Source organism: Streptomyces sp. NTD91, assembly GCF_059510455.1.
Map to the genome: position 1 here is coordinate 1 of NZ_JCAJZW010000102.1, position 5,020 is coordinate 5,020.

Below are 5,020 nucleotides of genomic sequence, written 5' to 3' on the forward strand. Positions count from 1 at the left end.
GGCCAGCAGGTCCGTCACCTCCGGTGCCAGCGCCGCCGCGAGCCGCCAGGCGGCCGGGCGCTCCTCGTCCCGCAGGGCGTTCACGACGTCCAGGACGACCTGCCGCTCCGCGTCCGGCACCCCGGCGGCCGCGCGCGCGTACAGCCGGGCGCCCTCCTCCAGGACCAGCTCGGTGTCGATGCCCGCCGGGATCTTGATGCCGGCGTGGTGGTGCCAGGTGGCGACCGGGTCGGACCAGGCCTCCACCGCGTAGGTCCAGCGGCCCGGTTCCCCCGGGGTGACGGTGGCGCCCCAGCGGTCCGTGCCCGGGGCCAGTTCGCGCATCGGCGTCCACGGTCCGGGCCGGCCGGCCGGATCGCGCAGCACCACGTTCGCCGCGACCGCGTCGTGCCCCTCCCGGAAGACGGTGGCGGACACCTCGAACGCCTCACCGGCCACCGCCTTGACGGGCCTGCGCCCGTGCTGGACCACGGGACGTACGTCGAGGACGGGGATACGGCCGAGGGTGGTGCCCCGGTGCGGGGATACGACGCCGCCCTCATCCGGCGAGGAATCGACGGAGCCGGGCACATCGGCGACGGCCTTTACGGATTTCTTGCCCAGTGTTTTCCCAGCCGTTTTCCCGGCCGCCTTCTTGGCCGTCTTCTCGGCCGGTTTCGCAGCAGTCCTGGCGGCTGTCTTCCCGGCCGTCCTCCTGGCCGGTTTCTTCGCGGCCGGCTGGGCCGCCGACTCTGCCGCTGCCGTGTTCTTGCCGCTGCCTGTCGGGGGTGGTGACGAGTGGTGCGTGGCGGGCATGACCGCTCCTGTCCGCGTCAACGTGGGTGTGGGCGGATGGATGTGGGGAGGTGGGTCCTGCGGTGGTGCTGTGGAACGCCTGTGGGTGTGTACCGGAGGAGCCTTCCCACCCGGTTCGGGTGGGCAATCCGGAACTTTGTTAACTACTCACGCGTACGTCCACCCGCAAGACCGGCCCTTTTCACCGAGTGCCCGCCGACCGCCCCTTAACGCCCCGACACCCCCGCCGTGCGCGTCCCCACCGACCCCCGGGTAACAACTACCGTCGAGGGTGACGACGAGACGTACAGCGCCGTGCGTCTCACTCCGCGACGCGTCCGAGGTGGAAGTGTGAAGGCGATCCGTCGGTTCACCGTCCGTCCCGTTCTCCCCGAACCTCTCCGGCCGCTGAGCGACCTGGCGCGCAATCTGCGCTGGTCCTGGCATGCGGAAACGCGCGACCTGTTCCAGTCCGTCGACCCCGAGGCATGGGCCGCCGCCGGGGGCGACCCCGTGCGGACCCTGGGCCGGGTGCGCCCCGCGCGGCTGACCGAGCTGGCCGGGGACCGGCGCTTCCTGCGCCGCCTCGGCGCGGTCGCCGACGACCTCGACGACTATCTGACCGGCGACCGCTGGTACCAGACCCAGGCGGACGGCATGCCCGCCGCCATCGCCTACTTCTCCCCGGAGTTCGGCATCACGGCCGCGCTGCCCCAGTACTCCGGCGGGCTGGGCATCCTCGCGGGCGACCACCTCAAGGCCGCCAGCGACCTCGGCGTACCCCTGATCGGTGTCGGCCTCCTCTACCGGCACGGGTACTTCCGGCAGACCCTGTCCCGCGACGGCTGGCAGCAGGAGCACTACCCGGTGCTCGACCCCAACGAGCTGCCCCTCACCCGGCTGAAGGAGCCCGACGGCACCCACGCGCAGGTCTCGCTCGCGCTGCCCGGCGGCAGGGCGCTGCGCGCCCGGGTCTGGCTCGCCCAGGTGGGCAGGGTGCCGCTGCTGCTGCTCGACTCGGACGTGGAGGAGAACGACCTCGGCGAACGCGGGGTGACCGACCGGCTCTACGGCGGCGGCAGCGAGCACCGGCTGCTTCAGGAGATGCTGCTGGGGATAGGAGGTGTCCGGGCGGTACGGACGTACTGTCGGCTCACGGGCCACCCCGAGCCGGAGGTGTTCCACACCAACGAGGGGCACGCGGGCTTCCTCGGCCTGGAGCGCATCGCCGAACTGTGCGCGCGGGGCCTCGATTTCGACTCTTCGCTGGAGGCGGTGCGCGGCGGCACGGTCTTCACCACCCACACCCCCGTTCCGGCCGGCATCGACCGCTTCGACCGGGAACTGGTCGCCCGGCACTTCGGCGCGGACGCGGAACTCCCCGGCATCGACGTGCGGCGGATTCTGACGCTGGGCATGGAGACGTACCCGGGTGGCGAACCCAACCTGTTCAACATGGCCGTGATGGGCCTCAGGCTGGCCCAGCGGGCCAACGGGGTCTCGCTGCTGCACGGTCGGGTCAGCCGGGAGATGTTCGCGGGCCTGTGGCCGGGATTCGACGCCGAGGAGGTGCCGATCACCTCCGTGACGAACGGGGTGCACGCCCCGACCTGGGTGGCCCCGGAGGTGCTGCGGCTCGGCGCCCGCCAGGTCGGCCCACAGCGCGCCGAGGACGCGCTGACCGTCGGCGGCACCGATCGCTGGGACTCCGTCGCCGACATCGACGACCAGGAGATCTGGGAGCTGCGCCGCACCCTGCGCGAACAGCTCGTGCTCGAGGTACGGGAACGGCTGCGGGCTTCGTGGCGGCAGCGGGGCGCCGGGAACGCCGAGTTGGGCTGGATCGACGGCGTCCTGGATCCGGACGTCCTGACGATCGGCTTCGCGCGCAGGGTCCCGTCGTACAAACGCCTGACGCTCATGCTCCGCGACCGCGACCGCCTGATGGAGCTGCTGCTGCACCCGGACCGCCCGATCCAGATCGTCGTCGCCGGCAAGGCGCACCCGGCGGACGACAGCGGCAAGCGCCTGGTCCAGGAACTGGTCCGCTTCGCCGACGACCCACGCGTCCGTCACCGCATCGTCTTCCTCCCCGACTACGGCATGGCGATGGCACAGAAGCTCTATCCCGGCTGCGACGTCTGGCTGAACAACCCCCTGCGCCCGCTGGAGGCATGCGGCACGAGCGGCATGAAGGCGGCCCTGAACGGCTGCCTGAACCTGTCCGTCCTGGACGGCTGGTGGGACGAGTGGTTCCAGCCGGACTTCGGCTGGGCCGTCCCGACGGCGGACGGCGCGGGCACGGACCCCGACCGCCGGGACGACATCGAGGCGGCGGCCCTGTACGACCTGCTGGAGCAGCGGGTGACGCCGCGCTTCTACGAGCTGGGCCGGGGCGGCCTCCCCGACCGCTGGATCCAGATGGTCCGCCAGACCCTCACCCTGCTCGGCCCCAAGGTGCTGGCCGGCCGCATGGTCCGCGAGTACGTCGACCGCCTCTACGTCCCCGCGGCCCGGGCCCACCGCGCGCTGACCCCCGACACGGCGTGCGATCTGGCCCGCTGGAAGGCGCGGGTGAGGGCGGCCTGGTCCGAGGTGAGCGTCGACCACGTGGAGACGACGGCACCGACGGCCACGGCGGAACTGGGCACGACGGTGGGCCTCAGGGTCCGCGTCGGCCTGGGTGAGCTGACCCCGGACGACGTCGAGGTGCAGGCCGTGTCCGGACGGGTGGACGCGGAGGACCACATCACGGACGCGACGGTGGTCCCCCTGAAACCGACGGCCGCCCCCGACCTGGAGGGCCGCCTGCTGTACGAGGGTCCCCTGTCCCTGGACCGCACCGGCCCCTACGGCTACACGGTCCGCATCCTCCCGGCCCACCGCTTGCTTGCCTCCGGCGCGGAGATGGGCCTGGTGGCGGTGCCGTCGGAGGACGGTGCGGAGGGGGCGGGGGTTCTCCTGCGGTAGGCCGGTTGCCGCGGGTATGCGTCACGGAGCCTGCTCGTTGCCGTCGCCGGGACCGAGCCGGTGCTCATCGTGATCACCCGGAGCGGTACGACCGTGAGCAAGTGACTGTTGGGCCGCTCACTCGGGGCCACCCTCGACCCAGCTCGCTCCGGCACGGGGGCAGCGAGCGAGCGGCCCGGAAGGGCAGTGGCCCCGGCCGCCATCGGGGCCCCGAGGGCGACTGGACAGGTGCTGTCGGCGGCGGAACGCATCTGCCGGCCGGTCCGGTCCGCTGCCGCCCCTTTCCCAAGGACCGGGCTACGGCGCGATGAAGCGCGGGCCCGAGCAGTCGTCGCCGCCGGACGAGTCCGTGGAGTACAGCCAGTGGACCGTCATGAGGAGGACGAACGCCGCCGGCATGCCGAGCACCGGTGACACCGCTGCGCCCCCGCGCCGTTCACTGCGGGGAAGGGTGGCGAATGCCACCACCGCACCGGCGGCGCAGGCGAGGCCGGCCCAGGACGTGATGTACATGCGGGCGGAGGGGCCCAGGTACCGGCAGTTCTGGAACGTGTCGAAGGCCCGGGCCAGGCGCGCGGCCGGCAACACGGCGGAGACGGCCGTCAGAACGGGGACGAGCAGCGCGCGCCGACGGCGCACGGGTTGGCGGGAACCCGACCCCCGCCGCGGACTGCCCCGCAGGGGCGCGTCATGCCTCGGACAGCCCCTCGCACAGCCTGCGCAGTACCGCCCCGCACCGGCGTGCGTACGCGTGCTGGAAGCCCCGTGTCGCGGGACCGCCCGCCTTCGCGTACCACTTGGCCGGTTTGCTGAAGGCGGCGACCGTCAGCCAGACCGTGCCGTCGCCGGTGCGGTCGACCACGAACGCCTCCTCGCCGCGCTCGGGGTGGCCCGGGAGGGTGCCGTAGGCCCAGCCGGCGCGGCGGGGTTCCTCGGTGGTCCAGACGATGCGGCAGGGAGCCTTGATGACCCCGGCCAGGGTGACCGTGACGTCGACGCCGGGGGCCGCGCGGTCCGCGCCATGGGCGTCGATGCCGACACCCATGGCGCGGTGCATCTCCCAGGTGAGGACCGCCTCGGCGGCCCGCTGGAACACCTTGTGGCCCTCGCCGAGCCGGGTGCGGAGCAGCATCGGACGGAAGCCGGGCGGGCAGAAGGTCAGGTCGTCGCGGGTCGCGCCGGCCGGCTCGTAGGTGAAGGGCGCCGAGGACATGGGTCACAAGGGTAGGGCGGCACCCGGAAGGGGTTCCCTCCGGGTGCCGCCCCACGCTCTAGT

General features: G+C 72.9%; 4 protein-coding genes. 1 reads left to right on the forward strand and 3 read right to left on the reverse strand.

From position 1 onward, the window contains the following. Positions 1-795: maltotransferase domain-containing protein (locus tag AC5WRT_RS38655; RefSeq protein WP_496098879.1), on the reverse strand; the 795-nt coding region annotated here is incomplete at its 3' end. A gap of 330 nt (positions 796-1,125) precedes the next feature. Here AC5WRT_RS38655 and AC5WRT_RS38660 point away from each other — a divergent pair. Continuing rightward, positions 1,126-3,744: a glycosyltransferase family 1 protein gene (locus tag AC5WRT_RS38660; RefSeq protein WP_496098880.1), complete on the forward strand. Its 2,619-nt coding sequence runs from the start codon at positions 1,126-1,128 to the stop codon at positions 3,742-3,744. A gap of 297 nt (positions 3,745-4,041) precedes the next feature. Here the strand turns inward: AC5WRT_RS38660 and AC5WRT_RS38665 are convergent, their stop codons facing one another. Continuing rightward, on the reverse strand, positions 4,042-4,383 hold the full coding sequence (locus AC5WRT_RS38665; protein WP_496098881.1) for a hypothetical protein: 342 nt from the start codon (positions 4,381-4,383) through the stop codon (positions 4,042-4,044). 49 nt (positions 4,384-4,432) lie between these two features. Further along, positions 4,433-4,957 carry a DUF1990 domain-containing protein gene (locus AC5WRT_RS38670; protein WP_496098882.1) on the reverse strand — a complete coding sequence of 175 codons (525 nt, stop codon included), beginning with the start codon at positions 4,955-4,957 and terminating at the stop codon, positions 4,433-4,435. Positions 4,958-5,020: the final 63 nt, after the last annotated feature.

Coding starts and splice junctions, on each gene's coding strand:
- AC5WRT_RS38670 (WP_496098882.1), bottom strand. CDS start 4,957: ATGTCCTCGGCGCCCTTCACCTACGAGCCGGCCGGCGCGACCCGCGAC.